General features: G+C 75.1%; 22 protein-coding genes. 11 read left to right on the plus strand and 11 right to left on the minus strand.

From position 1 onward, the window contains the following. Window positions 1–5 precede the first annotated feature (5 nt). From QPK52_RS05075 to QPK52_RS05095, 5 genes are all read right to left on the minus strand, one after another. The gene (locus QPK52_RS05075; protein ID WP_410535825.1) at window positions 6–872 is read right to left on the minus strand and encodes an ATP-binding cassette domain-containing protein; all 867 of its coding nucleotides are present in this window, start codon (window positions 870–872) and stop codon (window positions 6–8) included. After that, on the minus strand, window positions 839–1,879 hold the full coding sequence (locus QPK52_RS05080; protein ID WP_410535826.1) for an ABC transporter permease: 1,041 nt from the start codon (window positions 1,877–1,879) through the stop codon (window positions 839–841). The genes QPK52_RS05075 and QPK52_RS05080 overlap by 34 nt, the downstream gene beginning before the upstream one ends. Further along, window positions 1,876–2,844, minus strand: a complete 969-nt coding sequence (locus QPK52_RS05085) for a sugar ABC transporter substrate-binding protein (protein WP_410540211.1) — start codon at window positions 2,842–2,844, stop codon at window positions 1,876–1,878. The genes QPK52_RS05080 and QPK52_RS05085 overlap by 4 nt, the downstream gene beginning before the upstream one ends. 321 nt (window positions 2,845–3,165) lie before the next feature. Next, window positions 3,166–4,368: a cytochrome P450 family protein gene (locus tag QPK52_RS05090; RefSeq protein ID WP_410535827.1), complete on the minus strand. Its 1,203-nt coding sequence runs from the start codon at window positions 4,366–4,368 to the stop codon at window positions 3,166–3,168. Window positions 4,369–4,486: 118 nt separating this feature from the next. Continuing rightward, window positions 4,487–4,801, minus strand: coding sequence for a DUF5955 family protein (locus QPK52_RS05095; protein WP_410535828.1), 315 nt, complete (start codon window positions 4,799–4,801; stop codon window positions 4,487–4,489). A 403-nt stretch (window positions 4,802–5,204) separates the two neighbouring features. Here QPK52_RS05095 and aceB point away from each other — a divergent pair, with 403 nt between their 5' ends. Then, on the plus strand, window positions 5,205–6,842 hold the full coding sequence (aceB, locus tag QPK52_RS05100; RefSeq protein ID WP_410535829.1) for a malate synthase A: 1,638 nt from the start codon (window positions 5,205–5,207) through the stop codon (window positions 6,840–6,842). A gap of 183 nt (window positions 6,843–7,025) precedes the next feature. Continuing rightward, window positions 7,026–7,766 carry a hypothetical protein gene (locus QPK52_RS05105; RefSeq protein WP_410535830.1) on the plus strand — a complete coding sequence of 247 codons (741 nt, stop codon included), beginning with the start codon at window positions 7,026–7,028 and terminating at the stop codon, window positions 7,764–7,766. Window positions 7,767–7,818: 52 nt separating this feature from the next. Here QPK52_RS05105 and QPK52_RS05110 read toward each other — a convergent pair whose 3' ends face one another. Continuing rightward, window positions 7,819–8,247, minus strand: coding sequence for a VOC family protein (locus QPK52_RS05110; protein WP_410535831.1), 429 nt, complete (start codon window positions 8,245–8,247; stop codon window positions 7,819–7,821). Window positions 8,248–8,497: 250 nt separating this feature from the next. On the opposite strand from QPK52_RS05110, the gene QPK52_RS05115 reads away from it, so the two are divergent. Beyond that, window positions 8,498–8,971, plus strand: coding sequence for a nuclear transport factor 2 family protein (locus QPK52_RS05115; RefSeq protein ID WP_410535832.1), 474 nt, complete (start codon window positions 8,498–8,500; stop codon window positions 8,969–8,971). A gap of 66 nt (window positions 8,972–9,037) precedes the next feature. On the opposite strand, the gene QPK52_RS05120 is transcribed toward QPK52_RS05115, so the two are convergent. Further along, window positions 9,038–10,507 carry an NCS2 family permease gene (locus QPK52_RS05120; protein ID WP_410535833.1) on the minus strand — a complete coding sequence of 490 codons (1,470 nt, stop codon included), beginning with the start codon at window positions 10,505–10,507 and terminating at the stop codon, window positions 9,038–9,040. Between the two features lie 352 nt (window positions 10,508–10,859). On the opposite strand from QPK52_RS05120, the gene QPK52_RS05125 reads away from it, so the two are divergent. The 5 genes from QPK52_RS05125 (at window position 10,860) to QPK52_RS05145 (ending at window position 16,209) form a co-directional block, all read left to right on the plus strand. Beyond that, window positions 10,860–12,638 carry a PucR family transcriptional regulator gene (locus QPK52_RS05125; RefSeq protein WP_410535834.1) on the plus strand — a complete coding sequence of 593 codons (1,779 nt, stop codon included), beginning with the start codon at window positions 10,860–10,862 and terminating at the stop codon, window positions 12,636–12,638. A gap of 79 nt (window positions 12,639–12,717) precedes the next feature. Continuing rightward, on the plus strand, window positions 12,718–12,915 hold the full coding sequence (locus QPK52_RS05130) for a DUF3099 domain-containing protein (protein WP_410535835.1): 198 nt from the start codon (window positions 12,718–12,720) through the stop codon (window positions 12,913–12,915). Window positions 12,916–13,050: 135 nt separating this feature from the next. Beyond that, on the plus strand, window positions 13,051–13,932 hold the full coding sequence (locus QPK52_RS05135) for a hypothetical protein (protein ID WP_410535836.1): 882 nt from the start codon (window positions 13,051–13,053) through the stop codon (window positions 13,930–13,932). A gap of 101 nt (window positions 13,933–14,033) precedes the next feature. Then, on the plus strand, window positions 14,034–14,891 hold the full coding sequence (locus QPK52_RS05140; RefSeq protein WP_410535837.1) for a (2Fe-2S)-binding protein: 858 nt from the start codon (window positions 14,034–14,036) through the stop codon (window positions 14,889–14,891). Window positions 14,892–15,174: 283 nt separating this feature from the next. Then, window positions 15,175–16,209 carry a DUF2637 domain-containing protein gene (locus QPK52_RS05145; protein ID WP_410535838.1) on the plus strand — a complete coding sequence of 345 codons (1,035 nt, stop codon included), beginning with the start codon at window positions 15,175–15,177 and terminating at the stop codon, window positions 16,207–16,209. Between the two features lie 136 nt (window positions 16,210–16,345). Here QPK52_RS05145 and QPK52_RS05150 read toward each other — a convergent pair whose 3' ends face one another. Both QPK52_RS05150 and QPK52_RS05155 read right to left on the minus strand, forming a co-directional pair. Beyond that, entirely contained in the window at window positions 16,346–16,828 is a 483-nt protein-coding gene (locus QPK52_RS05150; RefSeq protein WP_410535839.1) for a methylated-DNA--[protein]-cysteine S-methyltransferase, read from the minus strand. After that, complete coding sequence (locus QPK52_RS05155) at window positions 16,825–18,324, minus strand: AlkA N-terminal domain-containing protein (protein WP_410540212.1); 1,500 nt, start codon at window positions 18,322–18,324, stop codon at window positions 16,825–16,827. The genes QPK52_RS05150 and QPK52_RS05155 overlap by 4 nt, the downstream gene beginning before the upstream one ends. Before the next feature lie 140 nt (window positions 18,325–18,464). Between QPK52_RS05155 and QPK52_RS05160 the strand changes: the two genes are divergently transcribed. Both QPK52_RS05160 and QPK52_RS05165 read left to right on the plus strand, forming a co-directional pair. Further along, on the plus strand, window positions 18,465–19,046 hold the full coding sequence (locus QPK52_RS05160) for a helix-turn-helix domain-containing protein (protein WP_410535840.1): 582 nt from the start codon (window positions 18,465–18,467) through the stop codon (window positions 19,044–19,046). A 41-nt stretch (window positions 19,047–19,087) separates the two neighbouring features. Next, entirely contained in the window at window positions 19,088–19,306 is a 219-nt protein-coding gene (locus QPK52_RS05165) for a hypothetical protein (protein WP_410535841.1), read from the plus strand. Between the two features lie 126 nt (window positions 19,307–19,432). Here QPK52_RS05165 and QPK52_RS05170 read toward each other — a convergent pair whose 3' ends face one another. Both QPK52_RS05170 and rsgA read right to left on the minus strand, forming a co-directional pair. Beyond that, on the minus strand, window positions 19,433–19,951 hold the full coding sequence (locus tag QPK52_RS05170) for a hypothetical protein (protein ID WP_410540213.1): 519 nt from the start codon (window positions 19,949–19,951) through the stop codon (window positions 19,433–19,435). Window positions 19,952–20,073: 122 nt separating this feature from the next. Next, on the minus strand, window positions 20,074–21,174 hold the full coding sequence (gene rsgA, locus QPK52_RS05175) for a ribosome small subunit-dependent GTPase A (RefSeq protein ID WP_410535842.1): 1,101 nt from the start codon (window positions 21,172–21,174) through the stop codon (window positions 20,074–20,076). Between the two features lie 403 nt (window positions 21,175–21,577). On the opposite strand from rsgA, the gene QPK52_RS05180 reads away from it, so the two are divergent. Then, window positions 21,578–22,027 (plus strand): SPW repeat protein, encoded by a 450-nt coding sequence (locus QPK52_RS05180; protein WP_410535843.1) that lies wholly within the window; start codon window positions 21,578–21,580, stop codon window positions 22,025–22,027. Window positions 22,028–22,111 lie beyond the last annotated feature (84 nt).

A 22,111-nucleotide genomic window follows, 5' to 3' on the forward strand; every position in this document is an offset into this window, starting at 1 on the left:
GTGCCCTACGAAGCCTCGCGGCCCGGCTCCGAGGGACGGGTGCGCGCCAGTTCGTGGCCGAGCTCGTCCAGTTCGCTGCCGCCCGCCATCTGGCGGGTCAGCTCGTCCAGGCCGATCTCCTCGCGGGCGTGGCTGCCGGCCATGGAGCCGCGCTTGAGCAGGACGAACCTGTCGCCGACCAGATGGGCGTGGTGGGGGTTGTGGGTGACCAGCACGACGCCCAGCCCCTCGTCGCGGGCGGCGGCGACGTAGCGCAGGACCACCCCGGCCTGTTTGACGCCCAGGGCCGCGGTCGGCTCGTCCAGGACGACCACCCGGGCGCCGAAGTGGACGGCGCGGGCGATGGCGACCGACTGCCGCTCGCCGCCGGAGAGGGTGCCGATGGGCTGGTCCACGTCGCGCAGGTCGATGCCCATGCGCAGCAGGGCCTCACGGGTGGTGCGGCGCATGGCGGCGGCGTCCAGGCGGCGCAGGGGGCCGCGTCCGGTGACGGGCTCGGAGCCGAGGAAGAAGTTGCGCCACACCGGCATCAGCGGGACGACCGCCAGGTCCTGGTAGACGGTGGCGATGCCGCGGTCGAGGGCTTCGCGGGGCGAGGTGAGGCGGACCTCCTCGCCGTCGATGCGGAAGGCGCCGGCGTCGTGCCGGTGCAGCCCGGAGATGATCTTGATGAGGGTCGACTTGCCGGCCCCGTTGTCGCCGAGCACGCAGGTGATCTCGCCGGGGCGGACCGCCAGCGACACGCCCTCCAGCGCGGTCACGTTGCCGTATCGCTTGCCGACGCCCTCCAGCTCCACCAGTGCCGCGGAGGAGCCGGCCGGCGCCGTGGGTGACTCGTTCACGAGGATGCCTCCGCCCGCCTTCGGATCCATGCGTTGAGCAGTGTTGCGAGCAGCAGCATCGCCCCGAGGAAGAACTTGAACCAGTTGGGGTCCCACTGCGCGTAGACGATGCCCTTGCTGGTCATGCCGAAGATCAGGGCGCCGACGGCGGCGCCGGCCGCCGAGCCGTAGCCGCCGGTGAGCAGGCAGCCGCCGATGACGGCCGCGGCGATGTAGATCAGCTCGTTGCCCACCCCTTCGCTGGACTGCACCACGTCGTAGCTGAACAGCAGGTGCTGGCCGGAGATCCAGGCGGCCAGGGCCACGCCCGCGTACAGGCCGATCCTGGTGCGGTCGACGGGGACGCCGACCGCGCGGGCGGCCTCAGCGTTGCCGCCGACGGCGAAGACCCAGTTGCCCGCCCTGGTCCGCAGCAGGATCCAGGTGGCCGCGGCGACCAGCGCGAGCCACCAGACGATGGTGATCCTCAGCTGGAAGCCGCCGACGGTCAGTTCGGAGGCGAAGACCGCGCGGGCGGAGGCGAAGCCCTCCATGTCGCCGATCGCCTTGGTGGAGACCGTGCCGCCGATCAGCTTGGTGAGGCCGAGGTTGAGGCCGGTGAGCATCAGGAAGGTGCCCAGGGTGATGATGAAGCTCGGCAGGCGGGTGCGGGTGAGCGTCCAGCCGTTGAAGACGCCGATCGCGAGGGTGACCAGCAGGGACACCGCGACGCCGACCCACACGTTCGCCGTCATCTGGTAGCTGAACATCGACGACACCAGTGCCGAGCTGGTGACCATCACGCCCGCCGACAGGTCGAACTCCCCGCCGATCATCAGCAGGGCCACCGGCACCGCCATGATGCCGATGGTGGAGGAGGCGTACAGCACGGTGCCCAGGCCGGCGGGGCGCAGGAAGTCGTCGGCGGCGACGGCGAAGAAGACCAGGACGGCCACGGCCCCGACCACCGCGCCCAGCTCGGGGCGGGCCAGCAGGCGCCGCACCACCGGTCCGCGCGCGGCGGCGTCCCCGGCCAGGGCCGCGGGGGTGGCGGTCACCGGGTGCCCCGCTCGGTGTACTTCTCCAGGTCGGCGGCGTCGTCCCGGGTCACCAGCTGCGGGCCGGTGAGGACCGGCCGTCCGCCGCCGAGCATGTTGCCGTTGTAGCGGTGCAGCCACAGCAGGTCGACGGCCTCGTAGCCCTGGAGGTAGGGCTGCTGGTCGACGGCGAAGCCGATCGTGCCGTCCCGCAGGCCTTCGGCGACCCGGGCGTTGAGGTCGAAGGTGTTGACCTCCGCGCCGCTGCCGGCCTGCTTCACGGCCTTGGCGGCGGTGGCGGCGAAGGGGGCGCCGAGGGTGACGACGGTGTCCACGTCCCGGTCGGACTGGAGCTCGGCCTCGACGGAGGACTCCACGGAGGGCATGTTGGTGCCGTCCACGTAGAGGTTCTCCACCTTGCCGTCGAAGGCCTTGCGCACTCCGGCGCAGCGCTCCTCGTGGCCGACGTTGCCCTGCTCGTGGACGACGCACAGGGCCTTGGCGTGGCCGCGCTCGTTCAGCTCCCGGCCGACCGCCTCCCCGGCGACGGACTCGTCCTGGCCGATGTGGGCGAGGGCGCCGAGGCCGGGGGACTCGTCCTGACCGGAGTTGATCGTGACCACCGGTATCCCGGCCTTCACCGCCTTGCGCACCACCGCCTCCATCGCCTCGGGCTTGGCGAGGGTGACGATCAGCCCGTCCACCTTCTGGTCGATGGCGGTCTGGACGAGCTGGGCCTGGCGGCCGGCCTCCTTGTCGTGGGAGTAGAGGAACTCCACGTTGTCCTTGACGGCCGCCTGCTCGGCGCCGCTGCGGACGATGTCCCAGTAGGTGTCGCCGTCTCCCGAGTGGGTGACCATCGCGAACGTCCAGCGCGGGGTGTCCACCGCGGCGCGGCCTCCGGCGCGCTCGCGCTCCTCCTCGGCCCGCTTCCCGCCGGTGCTGCTGCATCCGGCCAGGGCGAGCGCGAGGACCGTCGCCAGCACCGCGCCCTTCGTCCGTGTGCCGGCCCGTATGCCGGTAAGTACGCCCCTGCGTACCCCTCCTGCCGTGGTCACGCGGTTTCCGCCCTCTCGCTGCGTGAGTGCCGGCCTGGCGGCCGGTTCCGTGCCGTGCGGGGCGCGGGCGGTGCCCGGCCCCGGCCGCACAAGTATCCGTCACCGCAGCTCGCGGGGGGAGCGGGGGTGCCGGGGAGGACCCGTGGAGGTGCCCGCGGAGGGTCCGTGGAGGGCTGGACGGAGGGCGGGGCGGAGGGTGTGGGGAGGCCGGAGGGGACGGACCGGCGGGCGGTGTCCCGGAGCGGTGCCTCAGAAGCGCACCGGCAGGCGGTGCGGGCCGCGGATGAGCATGCCCTGCCGCCAGGAGACGGCCGCGGGGTGGATGTCGAGGGCCAGGTCCGGGCAGTGCTCCAGCAGCGCGCGGACGGCGACGCGGCCCTCCAGCCGGGCCAGCGGGGCGCCCAGGCAGTGGTGGATGCCGTGCCCGAAGGCGAGGTGGCCCCGGGATCCGCGGCGGATGTCGAAGCGGCCGGGGTCCGCGAAGCGCCCCGGGTCGCGGTTGGCGTCGGCGAGGGCCGCCAGCACCAGCTCCCCACCGCCGGGGATCACCGTCCCGCCGATCTCGACGGGCTCGGTGGTGAAGCGGTAGGTGGGCGTCTCGACCGGGCCGTCGTAGCGCAGCATCTCCTCGACCGCGCCCTCGGTCAGGGAGGGGTCCGAGCGCAGCAGCGCGAGCTGGTCGGGGTGGGTGAGCAGGGCGAGGGTGCCGTTCGCGATCAGGTTGACGGTGGTCTCGTGGCCCGCGATGAGCAGCAGCCAGGCCATGCCGAGCAGCTCCTCGGCGGACAGCCGGTCGCCGTCCTCGTCGGCGGTGTGCAGCAGGGCGCTCAGCAGGTCCTCGCCCGGCTGCCGCCGCTTCTCCTCCAGCAGTCCCGTGAGATACGCGGTGACGGCCTCGTTCGCGGCCCGCTTCTCCTCGAAGCCCGCGTCCCCGACGACGGTGGCCGACCAGGCCCGGAACGCCTCCCGGTCCAGGAACGGCACGCCCAGCAGCTCGCAGATGACCGTGATGGGCAGCGGGAAGGCGTAGGCGTCCACCAGATCGGCCCGCCGGTCCGGCTCCTTCAGCATCGCCTCCAGCAATCCGTCGGCGATCTCCCGCACCCTCGGCTCCAGGGACGCCACGCGCCGCGCGGTGAACTCGCGGGCGACGAGCCTGCGCAGCCTGGTGTGGTCCGGCGGGTCGGTGCTGAGCATGCTGACCCCGGCCGCCGGGGGGCCCACCGGCAGGGCGGGCGAGGCGTTGCTCCAGTGCTTGGACAGGCGCGGGTCGGCGAGGACGGCCCGCGCCTCCTCGTATCCGACGACCAGCCACGCCTCGGCGCCCTCGGGCATCCGCACCCGGTGCACCGGGCCGCGGGCCCGCAGCCCGGCGTAGACGGGGTAGGGGTCGCGGACGAAGTCCTCGCCCAGGGCCACCAGGTCGACCGGTGCCCGCTCGTCCGTGCTCATCCGCGCCTCCCCCTGTGTGGCCCTCCGCCGCCGATGATGCCGGCGGGGGGTCCCGCGGTGACATCGTTATCCGGCCAGGCGGGCCGACGGCCGCAGGTGGGCCGAAACGGGCCGCCCTTCAGGGCGTCGGGCCGCCGAACAGCTCGACGGCCTTGCGCACCTCCGCCAGCGCCTCGGCCAGCGCGCTCACCGAACCGATCGCCCCCGCGATCAGCAGCAGCGAGTGGCGCAGCCGTACGACCTCGGGAGCGCCCGCGCGGAGCGCGGCCTCCACGGCGGCCAGTTCGTCCTCGGCTATCTGCCGGTCCGCCAACTGTGCCCGGTAGCCGGCGAGTTCCCGGTGCAGCCGGGTCACGGCCCGGTGCAGTGCGATGACCCGCGGGTCGTCCTGTCCGTGGACGACCGCCCGGCGTCCTACCGCTTCCCTCCGCAACGCAGCTCCCCCCACACGGATGCTGTGTTCCTCGTCGTCTGTCGTCGTGCTCCGTCGTGCTCCGTCTTCCCGTTCCCGGTTCTCCGCGGCGCCGTCGTGCCGTTCGGCCGCCGCTCCCCAGCCGTGCGGGCTCCCGGCCCGGCCCCTCCCGGAGCCGCGCGGCCGGGGAGGGGTGCGCACAGTAAACGCCACTCTCCGCACATCGCGCTACACGGAGGGCGAGACCCGGGGCATGGTTCAGGCCACCGGAACCCGTCGGCCCGGCAGACGGACGGCGGGTGGCGGACGGTCCCGGGGCCCGGCGGACCGCGGGCCCCGGCTACGGGGAGACTGGTCCGCGGCGGCGGAACGTGCCGGTGGCAGCGGCCCCTGCCCGCCGCCCCGACGAAGGAGTGACACGCCCATGTCCGCAGCAGCGCCGCCCCCGCCCGCCGTCGTCACCGGCGCCGACCCCGCCCGGACGCCCGACGGGCACCGGGGGCGTCACGGAGAGGTCCTCACCGATGCCGCCCTCGCCTTCCTCGGTGAGCTGCACCACCGGTTCACCCCGCGCCGCGACGAACTGCTGGTCCGCCGGGCCGGGCGCCGCGCCGAGATCGCCCGCACCGCCACCCTGGATTTCCTGCCCGAGACCGCCCACGTCCGCGAGGGCGACTGGCGGGTGGCGCCGGCCCCCGAGGCGCTCCGGGACCGCCGGGTGGAGATCACCGGTCCGGTCGACCGCAGGATGACGGTCAACGCCCTCAACTCCGGCGCCCGCGTCTGGCTCGCCGACTTCGAGGACGCCTCCGCCCCCACCTGGGGGAACGTGATCGGCGGCCAGATCAACCTGATGGACGCCCACCGCCGCCGCATCGACTTCACCGCGCCCGGGGGCAGGCGCTACGAGCTGCGGCCCGACGGGGAGACGGCCACCGTCGTGGTACGGCCGCGCGGCTGGCATCTGGACGAGCGCCACCTGCGGGTCGGCGACCGCGCCGTGCCCGGCGCGCTGGTCGACTTCGGCCTGTACTTCTTCCACAACGCCCGTCTGCTGCTGGAGACGGGCCGGGGCCCGTACTTCTACCTGCCCAAGCTGGAGTCGCACCTGGAGGCGCGGCTGTGGAACGACGTCTTCGTCTTCGCCCAGGACCACTGCGGCATCCCGCGGGGCTCCGTCCGCGCCACCGTGCTGATCGAGACGATCACCGCCGCGTTCGAGATGGAGGAGATCCTCTACGAGCTGCGCGACCACGCCTCCGGTCTCAACGCGGGCCGCTGGGACTACCTGTTCTCCATCGTGAAGAACTTCCGGGACGCCGGTGAGCGGTTCGTGCTGCCCGACCGCAACGCGGTGACCATGACCGCGCCCTTCATGCGCGCCTACACCGAGCTGCTGGTGCGCACCTGCCACAAGCGCGGGGCACACGCCATCGGCGGCATGTCCGCCTTCATCCCCGACCGGCGCGACCCGGAAGCCAACGAGCGGGCCTTCGCCAGGGTCAGGGCCGACAAGGACCGCGAGGCGGGGGACGGTTTCGACGGCTCCTGGGTGGCCCACCCCGACCTGGTGCCCGTCGCGCGGGCGTCCTTCGACGCGGTGCTCGGCGCCCGGCCGCACCAGAAGGAGCGGTTGCGCGAGGACGTGCGCGTCACCGCGGCCGACCTGCTCGCCGTCGACTCCCTGGAGGCCAGGCCCACCCGCGAGGGGCTGGTGGGCGCCGTCCGGGTCGGCATCCGCTACATCGAGGCGTGGCTGCGGGGCCAGGGCGCCGTGGCGATCTTCGGGCTGATGGAGGACGCCGCGACCGCCGAGATCTCGCGGTCGCAGATCTGGCAGTGGGTCGACGCCGGCGTGGTGCTGGACACCGGGGAGAAGGTCACCCCCGGACTGGTGCGCTCGCTGGCCGCCGCGGACCTGGCGGACATCCGCGCCGAACTGGGCGAGGAGGCGTACGCGGCGGGCAGGTGGCGGCAGGCGCACGACCTGCTGCTGCGGGTGGCGCTGGACGAGGACTACGTGGAGTTCCTGACCCTGCCGGCGTACGAGCTGCTGGACTGAGCCGTGCCGGGCGGCGGGCCGCGAGGCCGCCGGGGGAATATGACCGGAAGTCGCCCCTCCGCTCCGCCGCCGGGTGACACGGCCGCGCGAACCCGTTCCCGGCGGCCGCGCGCATCGGGGACGATGAGCGCGCGAAGCCCCCGTTCCCGTGGCCTTCGGCCCGATCCTCCGCCTGGAGCCGAGATGGCAGAGACCGTGCCCGTGCGGTGCCCCCAGTGCCGCCGTGAGCACCTCTACACCGTGCCTTCCTACCCGTGCCGCTGCGGCGCCCCGGTGGCGCCCGAGCTGCTGCGCGGCGGGATTCCCGTGAGGGTGCGGCACCGCGCGTGGGCCGACTCCTGGCTGACGCTGCGCTGCGCGGCCTGCGGACGGCACGACGAGTGGCCGCGGCCGGAGCTGGGCTGCCCGTGCGGCGCGCTGCTGCGGCCTCCCCTCGCCCAGCCCTCCGACCCGTCCTCCGGGGTCGCCTGCCCGTCCGCCGTGCCGGCGGGCGGGCAGGCGGCGGACGCGCCCCGGCCGGCCGCGGTCCGCGAGCGGCCCGATTTCCAGCCGGTCGCCATCCGCACCGCCCGGGACGCGGTGACGGCCGCCGCGCTCTATCTGGACTGGCTGGGCTTCGAGCGGGTGCGCCCGGTGATCGGGGCCCATCCGGCCTCGGGCGTCGATCTGCGCGGGCCCGACGTCCTGGCCGGTGTCGACCCCACCACCTCGCCGACCGGGCCTGAGGCCGTCGAGACGCTGTGGCTGCACGGCCTCAACGAGTCGGCCGTGGCCGTCTGCTTCTCCCTGGCGGGTTACACCCGCGAGGCGCTCGGCCGCGCGGACGGCCTGGGTCTCCCGCTCTTCACGCTGGATCTGGCGGGCACCCCGCAGCCGGTCAACGAGGCGGCGCACGCGCTGCTCGGCGCCGGGGGCCCGCGCTGACCCCGCGCTCCCCGACGGGGCCGCCCGCCGGGGGCACGGGGTCGGCGCGGTGTCAGTCGCCGGTGAAGAGGCAGAACACGTGCCCGACCGGGTCGGTGTAGACCCGTACGTCGTCCTGGGGCTGGAAGTCGGCGAGGGTGGCACCGGCCGCGACGGCGTGCTCGTGGGCGGCTTCCAGGTCGCCGACCTCGAAGTCCAGGTGGAGCATCATCTGCTGGCGGTCGTTCCTGCCCGGCCAGGTGGGCGGCCGGTACTCCGGCTCGGTCTGGAAGGAGAGCTTGGTGGTGCCCGGGCCCTTCAGGCTCACCCAGTCGGGTTCGTCCTCGACGGTCTCCCAGCCCAGGAGCCGCCGGTAGAAGGCGGCGAGGGCGCGGGGATCGGGCGCGTCCAGGACGACGCCGGAGAGCGCCCTGGGGACGCCGTCCTTCCGGGCCGTCTCGTGCGGGCGCTGCGGTGACCGGCCGTGCGGGATCTCGCTCATGCCGCCTCCGTGGAGAAGTGGGCGTCGGTCGGAGGGACGGATGCCCGCGCCGACCGCTGCCCACTCGCGTCGGCCCGTGTGCCGCGTGCGGCGCGCGCAAGGTCCGCGGCCGCCGGGAGGCGGCGGCCGGCGGGGACGGAGCCCGCCGGTGTGCGCGGGATGCGCGGAGGCTCACCTAATCAAGTTTGACTAGCGAGATCCCGGGCATTACCCTCCTCTGCGACTAGTCAAGTTTGATGAATGGAGAGTCTTGCTGCAGAACACCGAGACCGCCGCGGCCCTGACCGGCTACACCCCGACCGAGGAGGACCTGCGGAGCCTGGAGGAGTGGTTCGCCGCCTACGACGGACTCGCCTCCTCGCCCACCCCCGAGAACATCGAGCGCATGGCCGACATGGCCGTCTTCCCGCTCAATCTGGTGACCGACGGCTCCGACGGCGACGGCCGGACGGCCCAGTGGGACCGGCAGCGGTACACCGGGACGATGAACGCGGTGATGGGCGGCGGAGGGGAGGAGGGGGTCCGCTTCGAGTCGGCGCGCACCCCGTTCCTCCTCTCCCCCTGCCTCGCCGTGGTGTTCACCGACTCGGTGATGACGACGGCCGGCGGCGAGGAGCACCGCATGCGCTACGCCGACATCCTGGTGCGACGGGACGGTGTCTGGCGCTTCCAGACGATGGTCCAGGGCGGCTGGGCCGGGATGCTGGAGGAGCGGCGGGACTGACGGCGCTCCCCTCGGTGCCGGACCGGGCCGGGCCGGATGCTCCGGTCCGGCCCGGCACCGGCCGGCTCACCCCTCCGCCCCCGTGCCTCCCACCGCGAAGTGGACGAGGAAGACCGCCGTCAGCAGCCACATGAGCAGCCCCGGTTCGCGCCAGCGCCCCACCGCCGTCCGCACGGCGGTGTAGGCGATGACGCCCGCGCCGATGCCGGTGGTGATGGAGTAGGTGAAGGGCATCAGGACGACGGTGAGGAAGACCGGGATCGCCGTGGTGCGGTCGGTCCAGTCCACGTACCGGGAGTTCTGCATCATCATCGCGCCGATGACGACCAGCGCGGCGGAGGCCACCTGGCCGGGCACGATCAGCGCCAGCGGCGTGAACAGCAGCGCCGCCGCGAACAGCAGCCCGGTGACGACGGCGGACAGCCCCGTGCGGGCGCCCTCGCCCACACCCGTGGCCGACTCGATGAACACCGTCTGGCCCGACGCGCTCGCCACGCCCCCGACCACCCCGCCCGCGCCGTCCACCAGCAGCGCCCGGCCCAGCCCCGGCATCCGCTCCTGCTCGTCGGTGAGCCCCGCCTCGTGGCCGACGGCGATGATGGTGGCCATCGCGTCGAAGAACCCGGCCAGCACCAGAGTGAAGACGATCATGGTGAAGCCGGTGACGCCCAGGCCCGCCAGGCCGCCGATCTCCACGTTCCCCAGCAGGCCGAAGTCGGGGGCGGAGACCAGCCGTTCGGGGAGTTCGGGAACGGCGCCGCCCCACTCCTCGCCGCCGATGCCGAGGGCGGCGGTGGCGGCCATCGAGACGGCGGTGCCGGCGGCGATGCCGATGAGGAGGGCGCCGGGCACCCCGCGGGCCAGCAGCATGAAGATCAGCAGCAGGGTGACGCAGAAGGCCAGCACCGGCCAGCCGGTCAGCCGGCCGCCCTGGCCGAGGGTGACCGGGGAGCCCGGCTCGCCCAGGCCCACGAAGCCCGCGTTGACCAGGCCGACCATCGCGATGAACAGGCCGATGCCGATGGTGATGGCGTGTTTGAGCGCCGTCGGGATCGCGTTCATGATCCGCTCGCGCATCCCGGTGACCACCAGCAGGATGATCACCGAGCCGTAGATCACGCACATCCCCATCGCCTGCGGCCAGCTCACCTCGGGGGCGACCTGGGTGGCCAGGACCCCCGAGACGCCCAGCCCGGCGGCCAGGGCCAGCGGAGCACGTCCGATCAGGCCCATGGCGACGGTGGTGACGGCCGCGGCCAGCGCGGTCGCGGTGATCACCTCGGCGGGGTCGAGCCGGTTCCCGTAGCGGTCGGGGACGGACAGCAGCACGGGGTTGAGCAGCAGGATGTACGCCATCGCCATGAAGGTGGTGACGCCCCCGCGCACCTCCCGCGCGACCGTGGAGCCGCGGCGGGAGATGTGGAACCAGCGGTCGACGGGCGACCCCCCGGAAGGCGTGGGGCCGACCTCCCGGGGGTCCTCGGGGGGTTCCGGCCTCCCGGGGCGTCCGGGTTCGCCGGGGTCCTTCGGGCTCATGGGCCGCTCAGGCGCTCGGCGCCGGCGGCGGGCGCCGCCTCCCGGTCGGCGGGGCGCGGGAAGTCCATGGCGTCGGCTCTTCTCGGTCGGTCGCGGGGCTCCCCCGCCGCCGGCCCGCGGCGGGATCCGGTGCCGGGCGGGCGGACGGCGGGGGATCGGGCGGCTATCCCCGTACTACACCGCGTGCCCGCGGCGTACCGGCCCGTCACCCGGCCGGTGCGGTCACCGGAGGCGCGAAGCACCCGTACGGCCCACGACCGGTTCTTGTAGATTCGAACGAAGGCCCGTCGGGGCCGGGGTGCCGTACGCGCGCCCCACACGAGCGGTACGGAAAGATCGGCGGACGACGACGATGCGGTTGCGCGCACTCCTGGACAGCCCCTCCCTGGGGCTGCGGCTCCTGAGCGGCGAGGAGGGGCTCGACCGGCCGGTGCGGGGCGTGATGACCACCGACCTGCGCGACCCGAGCCGCTATCTGTCGGGCGGCGAGCTGGTCCTGACGGGACTGGCCTGGCGGCGCGGTCCCGAGGACTCCGAGCCGTTCGTCCGCATCCTCGCCGCCGCGGGCGTGGCCGCGCTGGCGGCGGGCGAGGCGGAGCTGGGCCCGGTGCCCGCGGACCTGGTGGCGGCCTGCGCGCGGCACAGGATGCCGCTGTTCTCGGTGGACGAGAAGGTCGCCTTCGCCACCGTCACCGAGCACGTGGTGCGGCAGGTCTCCGGCGAGCGGGCCGGCGATCTGGCCGCCGTGGTGGAGCGGCACCGGCGGCTGATGTCCCCGGGCCCGGCGGGCGGCGGCCCGGACGTGGTGCTGGACCTGCTGGGCTCCGACCTGGACCTGCGGGCGTGGGTGCTCTCCCCCACCGGCCGCCCGGTCGCCGGGGCCGGCGCGGACCGGCTGCCGGCCTCCGTCCGCACCCGCCTGGCGGGCGAGCACCTGGCGGCGGTACGGGCGGGGCGTCCGGGCCCGCACCGAGCCGTGGCGGGCGAGACGGTGTACTCGCTGTTCCCGGTGGGCGGCCCGCCGGCCGGTGCGGAGGGGGCCGACAGCCGGGAGGCGGTGCTGTCGGCGCTCTCGGGCTGGCTGCTGGCGGTGGAGGCCGACGCGGACGAGTGGCCGGCCGAGCGGCTGGACCTGCTGCACGGCGTCACCCGGCTGGTCTGGGCCGAGCGCGAACGGCGGGACGCCGCCCGCTCGGTGGGGCGCCGTCTGGCCCGGGAGGTGCTGGAGCTGCTCCGCGCCGGCGCGCCGTCGGCCGAGGTCGCCGCCCGGCTGCGGGTGACGGCCGCCGCGCTGCTGCCCGGGGCCGGGGCCGCGCCCCTGTGGCAGGTGGCCGTCGCGCGGCTGGACTGGGAGGGCGGCCCCGGCCTGCCCGAGGACGAGCGGGCCCGGGCCGCCGGGGCCCTGCTGGAGGAGGCACTGGCCGGCCCGGACGGCGGCAGGGCCCCGGCGGACGGGGTCGCGGTGGTACCGGCCGGCGGGGAGGCCGTCGCGCTCGTCCCGCTTCCCGCGTCTCCCGGGCAGGAGACCGCCGAGGGGAAGGCCGCCGGCGAGGAAGCCGCCGACCGGGCGGCCGGTGGGGAAGCGGCCGGTGAGGCGGCCGGGCCGCCCGCCGGGGCCGAGGGCGCGTTCGCCGCCACCGCTCTGCTCGACTGCCTGCGGGCCCCGCTGGAGCGCGGCCTGGACGGCCTCGGCGGGCCCGACGGACGGCTGACCCTGGGGGTCAGCGCCGCCGTCCACTCCCCCGAGGGCCTGCGCGGGGCCCTGGAGGAGGCCCGCCACGCCCGGCGCGTGGCCGCCGCCCGGCCGGGGCGGGTCTGCGCGGCCGGGCACGAGGAGCTGGCCTCGCACGTCCTGCTGCTGCCCTTCGTGCCCGACGACGTGCGCCGTGCCTTCACCGCCCGGCTTCTGGACCCGCTGTACGAGTACGACCGGCGCCACCGCGCCGAGCTGGTGCCCACCCTGGAGGCGTTCCTCGCCTCCGACGGCTCCTGGACGCGCTGCGCCGCTCTCCTCCATCTGCACGTCAACACCCTGCGCTACCGGGTGGGCCGCATCGAGCGGCTCACCGGCCGCGACCTGTCCCGGCTGGAGGACAAGGTGGACTTCTTCCTGGCCCTGCGCATGCGCTGAGGCCCCGCCCGGTCCCCGCCGCCCGCCCGGCCGCCCTCTCCCGCCCCGCCCGCGGCGGGGCCCGCCCTACCCTGGAAGGGTGTACGCGCGCAGGCGGCGCCGCTACTTCGCGCTGATGGGTCTGTGCCTGGCCCTCTTCGTCGGCGCGTGGGCCTTCGTGCGCCTGTGGTCGGTCCCGCTGGCGATCGCGATGTGCCTGGTGGCCATGGTCATCCCACCGGTCGCGGCGGTCGTCGCCAACCGGCGCGAGCCGGACGACCGCTGGTGGGACGAGTGACTCCGGCAGTCGGCCGAGCATGCCGCCCGGGGCGTGTCAAGAGCTGACCAAGATTGTGAAACCGTTCACACTTACCCCTTGGCGGGGCCCCGGTGTTCGTGCTGGGATTCGCTCACATCCGGCTCGACGGCGCGCTTGGTTGGGGAGGGCACTGTGGCGGAGACCGCCATGTCACGTTCGGTACGGCTGGAGGGTGCGGGGTCGGGCGCCGGGTCGGGCGCGGATGCGGAGGGCGGTCCGCTCGACCACGCGGTGTGGCGGCTGAGGTCGCGCGGCTGCTGGGAGGACGCGGCGGCCCTGCTGGAGCCGGGGGTGGCGCGGGAGGACGCCGGGGCCGCGCTGCGGCGGGCGGGACTGCTGGTGGAGCGCTGCATGTTCACCGCCGACGGCTGGGAGCGCGCCGAGGAGGCGCTTCGGGTGGCCGAGGCCCTGGCCGCGACGGACGAGGAGCGGGGCGCGGCTGCCTGCGAGCGCGGCCATCTGGCCTACGCCGCGACGGTGCTGGCCGTACGCGACCGGGCCGACGAGGCCCGTGCCGCGCTGGGGCGGGCCGCCGCGCTGCTGCCGCCCGACTCCCCCCGGCGGGCGATGCTGGACTTCCGGCGCGGCCTGATGACCGAGCACTTCGGCGACAGTCCCCAGGCGGCGCGGGCGGCGTACCGCCGGGCGCACGCCGCCGCCACCGCCCAGGAGGACGCGCTGCTGTGCTCCTTCACCTGGCGGCATCTGGCCGGGCTGGCCCTGCGCGGCGGGGAGCTGGCCGAGGCGCGGCACGGCTTCGCCGAGTCGCTGCGGCTGCGCGAGGAGCTGGGTTACCTGGTGGGCATGGCACCGGCCCTGGTGGCCCTGGCGGACGTCCAGCCGGAGCCGGAGGCGGAGCGGCTGCGGGCCGAGGCGCGGCGGCTGTTCCGCCTGCTGGGCGGGGTGCCGAGCTGGCTGGCCGACCGGCTGGTGGGTGAGAGCGGGGAGCCGTCCCCGGCGCCGGGTCCGGGCCCCGCGGGAGACTCGGCGGAGTGACGCGCGCCACTCGTACGGGCGGGTGCTGTCCGGCACCGATCACGTGAGCTAAGGTAAGCCTTACCTGTTATAGCCGTCGATTCGGTGGTACCCGCATGGCCATGAGCACCCTCGCCCCCGCCCCCGAGGCGCCCACCGCGCCTTCGCCGCTGGCCGCGGCCTACGACCGCCTGGCCGAGGTCCTCCCCAGTCTGCGGGTCACCGAGGTGCGGGAGACCGGCGACCTGCCGCGCGGCGGCGGCTGGGTGCGGTCTGCGGAGCTGGCCGGGGGCGGCGCCGTCCTGGACGCCTTCCTGGCCTGGGACGACGAGCAGGTGCGGCGCGACTACGGGAAGCAGGCCCGGCCCGACGTGGTCGCCGGCTTCGGTCTGCACCGCTACGCCTGGTCGGCCTGCCTGCTGGTGACCCTTCCCTGGTTCCTGCACCGCCGGGTGCCGCGCGTCCCGGTGGGCTCGGTGGCCTACGACCGCGCCTCGGGCCGGCTGGCGGTGCGTGCCGGGGAGTTCTCCTGCCTGCCCGGCGATCCGGCCGCCGCCCTGCCCGGAGCCCGGGTCGTCCACGGCGAGGAGGCGCTGCGCGCGGCCGTGCGGGAGGCGGTGGCCGAGCACCTCGGCCCCGTCCTGGAGGCGTTCGGGCCGCGGATGCGCCGCGGGCCGCGCGCGCTGTGGGGCATGGCGACGGACGAGATCACCGAGGGCCTGTGGTACGTCGGCCACCTGCTGGGCGAGGAGCGGCGCGCGATGGCCGAGGCGGAGCTGCTGCTGCCGGGCTCGGTCGCCCCCTTCCCGCGGGGCGCCGCCTTCCGGGAGCTGTCCGGGCCGGACGGCGAGAGGTACCCCACCCGGGACCGGGCGAGCTGCTGCATGTTCTACACGCTGCGCCCGCAGGACACCTGCGTCACCTGTCCGCGCACCTGCGACGCCGACCGGGTGGAGCGGCTGAGCGCCGCGCGCGCCTGACCCGCCGCCCGCCCCCGGACGGGGCGGAGCGGGGCCTTCGCACGGGCCGGGCGGGACGGGCAGGACGAACTTCCCCGGGGATTCGATCGCCTGACCGGTTATCGGCGGTGATTGCGGCTCGCTACACTCCTGTTCGCACGTTCTGGCCACCATCGGCGGTTTTCAGGCTCAAAGGGCCTGCCACACAATCTTTTTTCCGCCAGGATGCTGCGGGTCAACGAAGCCAACGCGAGCACGGCGGGGCCGTCTTCACGGCATGCCGCCAGGCAAGGGACACCCCCGGATGAGACTGACGGACATATCGATGAACTGGGTGCTGGCGGGTGCCGTACTGCTCGTCGGCGCCCTGGTCGCGGTCATGTTGATGGGCCGTGGAAAAGGCCGCCACAGGACCGAGGAAGACCAGAACGCGGACTCCTGGGAGCGGATGGAGGAGCGCCGCCGCCGCAAGGAGACGGTCTACGCCATCGCCTCCTACGTCCTGCTCTTCTGCTGCGCCGGCGTCGCCGCCGCACTCTCCTTCCACGGCCTGGTCGGCTTCGGGCGGGAGAACCTGGGACTGTCGGGCGGCTGGGAGTTCCTGGTCCCCTTCGGCCTGGACGGCGCCGCGATGTTCTCCGCCGTCATCGCCGTGCGCGAGGCCAGCCACGGTGACGCCTCCCTCGGCTCGCGGCTGCTGGTGTGGCTCTTCGCGGGCGCCGCGGCGTGGTTCAACTGGGTGCACGCCCCGCGCGGCGACGAGCACGCCGGCGCCCCGCAGTTCTTCGCGGGCATGTCGATCGCGGCGGCCATCCTCTTCGACCGGGCGCTCAAGCAGACCCGGCGCGCCGCCCTGCGCGAGCAGGGCCTGGTGCCGCGTCCGCTGCCGCAGATCCGGGTGGTGCGCTGGCTGCGCGCGCCGCGCGAGACCTACGCCGCCTGGTCGCTGATGCTGCTGGAGGGCGTGCGGACGCTGGACGAGGCGGTCGACGAGGTCCGCGAGGACCGCCGCCGCAAGGAGGAGGAGCGCGCCCGCAAGCGCGAGCAGCGGAAGCTGGAGCGGGCCCGGCTGCGGGCGATCAGCCGGCTGGGCCGCGGCGCCGAAGCGCAGCAGGTGGAGCTGGAGGTCAGCGCGGGCTCCCCGCAGCCGGCCCGGCCGCGCGCCGCGCTCCGGGCCGGCTCGGACGACGCCGGCGGCGGCGCGCTGGGCGCGGACGGGTTGCGCAAGGTGGACCCGCCCCGCCCGGCGGACCCGTTCGGCTCCGACGAGAGCCTGACCAGTCCCCGGCTGGACTCGCTGGAGGCCAAACTCGCCGCCATAGAGAAGCAGTTCGGCTGATCCTCACGGTTCTCCCCGCGGCCGCCGCGGTCGGTGCCCACCGACCGCGGCGGCCGTACCGTTTCACCGGCGCTCACCGGCGGCCCACGGCACGCAGGCCCGCGGCACCGCGGATCGCAGCGCCCTCAAGACGCCCTCACAGCACCCCTTCGAGGGTGAGCAGCAGCTTCTTGCGCTCCAGCCCGCCCGCGTACCCCGTCAGCGACCCGCTCGCGCCGATGACGCGGTGGCAGGGGCGCACCACCGTCAGCGGGTTGGCGCCGACCGCTCCCCCGACGGCCCGCACCGAGCGCGGCTCCAGGCCCGCCATGGCGGCCAGTTCGCCGTAGGTGACGGTGGCGCCGTAGGGGATGCGCTCCAGGGCGGCCCAGACCCGCTCGCGGAAGTCCGACCCCCTGGTGGCCAGGTCGAGGTCGAACTCCTTCAGCTCCCCGGCGAAGTAGGCGTCGAACTGCCGCACCACATCGGCGAAGGCCGCGTCGTCGCGCCGCCAGCCGGGCAGCACGCGGGCGCCGCCCTTCTGGCCGGGCACGCTGACCGAGGCCAGTGCGCCGGGCTCGGGCCCGGCGATCAGCAGCTCGCCCAGCGGGCTGGGGCAGGTGGTGTAGAGGGTGCTCATCGCTTCTCCGCGGTCTCGGTTCCGGATGGGGTGAGGGTGGCGTTCCACAGGTGGTGCAGGGCGTAGGAGCGCCAGGGCCGCCAGCGCTCGGCGTCCCCTGCGCGGGCCCCGATCCGCTCCAGCCCGTGCCGCACCCCCGCGTCGCCGGGCAGGAAGACGTCGGGGTCGCCCAGTGCGCGCATCCGGACGTAGCCGGCCGTCCACGGGCCGATGCCGGGCAGGGCGAGCAGGGCCCGTTCGGCCTCGTCCCGGTCGGCGCCGGGGTCGAGGACGAGGGCGCCGTCGGCGAGGGCGGCCGCGACGGCGCGCACCGCCCGGCGGCGGGAGTCGGGCATCCGCAGTTCGTCCAGGGGCGCCCCGGCGAGGGTCCCGGGGTCGGGGAAGAGGTGGGTGAGACAGCCGTCGGGGGCGGGCAGCGGCTTGCCGTACGCCGCCACGAGCGCGCCCGTCAGCGTACGGGCCGCGCCCACGGTGACCTGCTGGCCGAGTACGGCGCGCACCGCCGCCTCGTGCGGGTCGGAGGCGCCCGGCGAGCGCAGCCCCGGCAGCCGGTGGACCAGGGGCCCGATCAGCGGGTCGCAGCCCAGGCGGTCGGCGACGGCGTACGGGTCTGCGTCCAGGTCGAACAGCCGCCGCATCCGCTGCACGGCGGTGGTCAGGTCCCGCAGGTCGGTCAGGTGCAGCCGGCACGGCAGCCAGCCGCCCGGGCCGCCGCCCGTCCCGTCCGCCCTCTCGCGGACCTCCGCGACGCCGTGGCCGTGGGGCAGGGCGAGGGTGCGCCGGTAGGTGCGGTCACCGGTCTCCCCGGTGACCTCCTCGATGCCGGGGACGGCCCGCCGCCGGAGGAAGCCGAAGATCTCGGCGGCGGCGTACGGGCCCCGGTGGGCGAGCCGCAGCGCCACTCCCCCGCCCTCGGCAGCCGCCCGGGCCGCCTCCTTGGCGCGGCCTCGGGCGCGCAGTTCGCGCGGGGTGCAGGCGTGGGCCTCGCGGATCGTGTCGTTGAACTGCCGCACGCTGGCGAATCCGGAGGCGAAGGCGATCTCGGTGACCGGCAGCGCGGTGGTCTGGAGCAGCACCCTGGCGGTGTGCGTCCGCTGGGCGCGGGCCAGGGCGACGGGGCCGGCGCCGAGGTCTGCGGTGAGCCGGCGGTGTATCTGGCGGACGCTGTAGCCCAGCCTGCGGGCGAGCCCCTCGACACCTTCGCGGTCCACGACCCCGTCGGCGATCATCCGCATCGCACGGCCGGTGAGGTCGGCCCGAGCGTTCCACTCGGCCGAGCCCGGCACGGCGTCGGGGCGGCAGCGGCGGCAGGCCCGCAGGCCCGCCCGCTGGGCGGCGGCGGCCGAGGGGAAGAACCGCACGTTGCCCCGTTTGGGGGTGACCGCCGGGCAGCTTGGGCGGCAGTAGATGCCGGTGGTGAGCACACCGGTGAAGAACACGCCGTCGAACCGCTCGTCGCGGCTGCGGACCGCCTCGTACCTGGCCTCGTCGTCCATCACGTGATCCAGTGTGCGCCGCGCGGCGGGCCGCCACTGGCGGAAATCGGACGCAGTGGTGACGGTCCGCCCGCTCCTTCCAAAGAAACCATTGCAAAGAATGCGTTGCAAAGGATCTTTTGCATTGTTACGGTCGCCGTATGACGGACGCCCGGCGCCCCATCCGCTCGCTCGACCCGCGCTCCCTGCGGGCTCTCGCCCACCCCCTGCGCATCCGCATCCTCGACGCCCTGCACGAGTACGGCCCCGCCACCGCGTCCCGGCTGGCCGGCCGGCTCGACGAGTCCAGCGGGGCGACCAGCTACCACCTGCGGCAGCTCGCCGCGCACGGTTTCGTCGAGGAGGACACCGCGCGCGGCACCGCGCGCGAGCGCTGGTGGCGGGCCGCGCAACGGGGCACGCGGCTGGACGGCATCGGGGAGATCGACCGGCACCCCGACCCCGAGGTGCGGGGAGCGCTGTCCCTCCTCATGCACGAGACCGCCACCCGCCACGCCCGCGATCTGAGCACCTGGCTCGGCACGATGCGGGACTGGCCCGAGGAGTGGCGCGAGGCGTCCGACCTCAGCAGCTTCACCCTGCGGCTCACCCCCGAGCTGGCGGGCGAACTCAACACCAGGCTCCACGAACTGGTCGAGAGCTACCGGGAGAAGGCCGCCGGCGACGAGCGGGCCGAGCGCGTCCGCGTCCATCTGCACTCCTTCCCCCGCGCCGAGGACTGACCGAACCGCCGGCCGCGCCGGCCCGAACCCCGGAGGCATCCGTGCACCCTCCGCACCCCGAGATCCGCCTCCGCCTCGCCCGGGACCACGCCGCCGCGTTACGGCGCGAGGTGGACGACCGGCGCCTGGCGCGCTCCGCCCGGTGTACGGCGCCGCCTCCTCGCAGGGCCGGCGCGGTACGCCGCCGGGTCGGCTGGGCCCTGGTGGAGGCGGGGCTGCGCCTGGCCCTGTCGGGCCGGAGCGCGACGACGGCGCCGTGACCGCCGGACGCCCGTGCCCGCGCCGGGGTGCGGTGCCTCCGGCGCCTGCGAGCCCCGACGGCGCTCGGCGGTCCGCCGCACGCCCCGGGCGCGGGCACGGCGGACGGCACACGGCCGTCGGCGCCGTCAGCGCTCCGGAAGCCTCTGGAGCAGCCCCCAGGTGAACTCGGCGATCACCTCGTGCCGCTCCCCCGCGCGGTCCGGGGCGGTGAAGGCCAGCCGCCACCGGGTGGGCGCCGAGCCCTCCATCGGGCGGGCGGGCGCGAAGGCGCGGGCGACCTCGTCCACCGTGCACGTCCACGGCAGCAGGTCCCCCACCGTGCGCGGTTCGGGGCCGGGTGCTCCCGGAGCGCGCACCAGCCACTCGTTCCACACCGCGCCGCCCGGCGCGGTCAGCACCTCCAGGCGCAGGTCCGGCCAGAGCGGCACCGGCCAGCGCAGCGCCCGGCAGTCCAGGTCGCCGACGCGGCGCGGCTCGTCCGCCTCCGGTTCGCCGAGCGCCGAGCGGTACCGGCTCGCCGCGCCCCGGGAGCGCGGCGAGCGGCAGGCCGCCTGCCAGCGGCGGTTGGCCTCGCGCATCTCGGCCCGGTCGGCGCCCAGTTCGCGCAGCGCGTCGAGCACCAGCTCCGGCTGGAAGTCGGCCATCCGGCGCAGCAGGACGAGCTGGAACTGCCGGGGGCCGAACGGCTGGGCGGGGGCGTCGTTCCGGTTGGGCACGGGACGACGTTAGCAACCGGCCCCGCCGCCCCGTGCCCGCCCGGTGCGGGTCAGCGCGGGCCGCGTTTGCGCTCCGCCGCATGGCGGCCCAGCGCCTGCTTGCGCTTCCAGTCGCGCCGCAGCTCCGCCCGCAACCGGGCGTCGGTGCGGGCTTCGAGGTACCGGTTCTCGCGCAGCAGCTTCCGGTAGCTGTCCAGCCGGCGCGGCGGCAGGGTGCCGTCCTCGGCGGCGGCCAGTACGGCGCAGCCCGGTTCGGTGGTGTGCGCGCAGTCGTGGAAGCGGCAGGCGCGCGCCAGTTCCTCGATGTCCGCGAAGGCCCGGTCGACGCCCTCCCCGGCGTCCCACAGCCCGACGCCGCGCAGCCCCGGGGTGTCGATGACGACCCCGCCGCCGGGCAGTGCGAACAGCTCGCGGGTGACCGTGGTGTGGCGGCCCTTGCCGTCGCTCGCGCGGGTCTCGCGCACCTCCAGCACCTCCTGCCCGACCAGCGCGTTGACCAGGGTGGACTTGCCCGCCCCGGATTGCCCGAGCACCACGGCGGTGCCGCCGCCGAGCACGGCCGCGAGCACGTCCAGCCCTTCACCGGTGACGGCGCTGACGGACAGCACCGTCACACCGGGCGCCGCGGCCTCGGCGTCGGCGGCGGCATGGGCGGCGTCCGGGGCCAGGTCGGTCTTGGTGAGGACGACCAGCGGCCGGGCGCCGCTCTCCCAGGCCAGTGCGAGGAACCGCTCCAGCCTTCCGGGATCGAGCGGGACGGCCAGCGAGACGGCGACGACGGCGTGGTCGACGTTGGCGGCCAGCACCTGCCCCTCGGAGCGCTTGGAGGAGGTGGAGCGCACGAAGGCGGTACGGCGGGGCAGCAGGGCCCGGACCGTCCACGGCGTCCGGCGCCCGTCGGGTTCGAGGGCGGCCCAGTCGCCGGTGCAGACGGTGAGCAGCGGGTCCGGGGAGGTGACGGGCGCGGTGTCGGCCCGTACGTGGCCGTCGGCGGTCACGGCGTCGCACCGCCCGCGGTCCACGCGGACCACGCGGGCGGGTGTCAGGCCCCGGCGCCCGTACGGGGCGAAGGCCTCGGCGGTGTGCTCGTCCCAGCCGTAGCGGGCGAGCGGGTGTGCGGGGTGGTGTGCGGATACGTCGAGAGGACTCAACGCGGATGGCCCTTCGGGAAGGGCGGCCCCGGCGTGGTGGCCCGGAGGACGGGCCGGACGTGGTCAGCCGGAGGCCGCGGAGGCGGGACGGACTGGCTCGTTGCCGCGGGCTGCGCCCGCGGCGGCGGTGTTGGCGGCCATGGACCCCACCTCCCGTTCCCGAATCGTCGACGGCTTCTCCGGGGCCGTGTCCTCAGCCCCTTCCAGGGCCTCTCAGGCCTCGCGCCGCCGACCCTAGGACGCCGGAGGGCTCGCGTGCCACCGGTTTTCCCGGGCCCCTTCCGCTCCGGGCGGAGGCGTCGCGGACCGCGGGGAACGCGGGCGCCCTCCAGGGAGACACAACGGGTCATTTGGTGGAAAATTAGAGCATAAGGGTGAAAGTGTCCCAGAGGAGGTGGCTCAGATGGCCACACCGACGTCACGCATCGAGGAACACCCTGACCTCATCGGGATGCGTGCACGCTACGCGGAGGCCTCGGCGTCGCCGACGACGCAGGGAATGGAGGCGCTGACCGTGCTGGCCGGCATCTTCCTGCTGGCCTCGCCATGGATCGTCGGGTTCAGCCAGTTCAACTCGCTGACCGTCAACAACTTCGTCACCGGCATCGCGCTCGCCGTGATCGGCCTGGCGCTCGCCGTGGCCTTCGAGCGGGCCTACGGTCTGAGCATGGCCGTCTGCGCGATCGGTGCCTGGACGGTGATATCCCCCTGGCTGGTGGCGGGCAACGTGGACACCGCCAGGACGATCCTCACCAATGTGATCACCGGAGGAATCGTCTTCCTCCTCGGCCTGGCACTGGTGGCCATCGGCAGGAGGAGCGGCAAGGGGAGCCGTGCGCACAAGAGGGGGTGACCCGGCTCGGGACCGCTGACGCACGGCGGGCCCGGGACGCCGCGAGGCGCCCGGGCCCGCCGTCAGTCCCGCCGTCAGTCCCGC

Source organism: Streptomyces sp. KL2 (assembly GCF_046529545.1).
In the GTDB taxonomy this organism is placed as follows: Bacteria; Actinomycetota; Actinomycetes; order Streptomycetales; family Streptomycetaceae; genus Streptomyces; species Streptomyces radiopugnans.

Bases quoted from the DNA above. Each gene is read 5' to 3' on its own strand.
- QPK52_RS05075 (WP_410535825.1), bottom strand. From the start codon at position 872: ATGGATCCGAAGGCGGGCGGAGGCATCCTCGTGAACGAGTCACCCACG.
- QPK52_RS05090 (WP_410535827.1), bottom strand. From the start codon at position 4,368: ATGAGCACGGACGAGCGGGCACCGGTCGACCTGGTGGCCCTGGGCGAG.
- aceB (WP_410535829.1), top strand. From the start codon at position 5,205: ATGTCCGCAGCAGCGCCGCCCCCGCCCGCCGTCGTCACCGGCGCCGAC.
- QPK52_RS05105 (WP_410535830.1), top strand. From the start codon at position 7,026: ATGGCAGAGACCGTGCCCGTGCGGTGCCCCCAGTGCCGCCGTGAGCAC.
- QPK52_RS05110 (WP_410535831.1), bottom strand. From the start codon at position 8,247: ATGAGCGAGATCCCGCACGGCCGGTCACCGCAGCGCCCGCACGAGACG.
- QPK52_RS05120 (WP_410535833.1), bottom strand. From the start codon at position 10,507: ATGAGCCCGAAGGACCCCGGCGAACCCGGACGCCCCGGGAGGCCGGAA.
- QPK52_RS05125 (WP_410535834.1), top strand. From the start codon at position 10,860: ATGCGGTTGCGCGCACTCCTGGACAGCCCCTCCCTGGGGCTGCGGCTC.
- QPK52_RS05140 (WP_410535837.1), top strand. From the start codon at position 14,034: ATGAGCACCCTCGCCCCCGCCCCCGAGGCGCCCACCGCGCCTTCGCCG.
- QPK52_RS05145 (WP_410535838.1), top strand. From the start codon at position 15,175: ATGAGACTGACGGACATATCGATGAACTGGGTGCTGGCGGGTGCCGTA.
- QPK52_RS05150 (WP_410535839.1), bottom strand. From the start codon at position 16,828: ATGAGCACCCTCTACACCACCTGCCCCAGCCCGCTGGGCGAGCTGCTG.
- QPK52_RS05155 (WP_410540212.1), bottom strand. From the start codon at position 18,324: ATGGACGACGAGGCCAGGTACGAGGCGGTCCGCAGCCGCGACGAGCGG.
- QPK52_RS05160 (WP_410535840.1), top strand. From the start codon at position 18,465: ATGACGGACGCCCGGCGCCCCATCCGCTCGCTCGACCCGCGCTCCCTG.
- QPK52_RS05170 (WP_410540213.1), bottom strand. From the start codon at position 19,951: ATGGCCGACTTCCAGCCGGAGCTGGTGCTCGACGCGCTGCGCGAACTG.
- QPK52_RS05180 (WP_410535843.1), top strand. From the start codon at position 21,578: ATGGCCACACCGACGTCACGCATCGAGGAACACCCTGACCTCATCGGG.